1 pseudogene is annotated in these 588 nt (G+C 69.2%); it reads left to right on the top strand.

The features are described from left to right. Nucleotides 1-27: 27 nt before the first annotated feature. Nucleotides 28-588: pseudogene (locus AC08ON_RS13865) on the top strand (IS607 family transposase); the annotation flags it as partial.

Genomic DNA, 588 nt, shown 5'->3' with positions numbered 1-588 from the left:
TGTCTGATGGCGCCGTATAGTGGCCGTGTGAACCTTAAGGAGTGGGCCGCTGCGAACGGTGTTGGGTACACCACGGCACGCCGCTGGTACCGCGACGGCCTCCTCCCGGTCCCTGCCCGCAAGGCCGGCGGGCTGGTGATCGTCGACGAACCTGCCGCCCCTGTCCGGCAGGTTGCCGCCGTGGTGTACGCGCGGGTGTCGTCAGCGGACCAGTGTTTCGATCTGTCCGGCAGGTTGCCCGCGTCGCGACGTGGTGTGGCGAAAACGGTGTCACGGTCGGTCGGGTCGTTACCGAGGCCGGTTTCGCATTCAACGGTCACCGGGGGAAGTTCCTTGGCCTGCTGCGGGACCCGGACGTGTCGACGATCGTCGTGGAGCACCGGGACCGGTGTGCCCGGGTCGGCGCCGAGTATGTCGAGGCCGCACTGTCCGCGCAGGGCCGAGGCCTGCTCATTGTCGACTCCGCGGAGGTGGACGGCGACCTTATCCGGGGCGTCACCGAGATCCTGACGTCGCTGTGCGCCCGACTGTATGGTCGTCGCGCCGCAGCCAGCCGGGCCGCCCGTGCGGTCGCCGTCGCCATGGAGA

This window comes from Frankia sp. CoWAU3, assembly GCF_977971855.1.
This window is presented reverse-complemented; position numbering and strand designations above follow the sequence as displayed.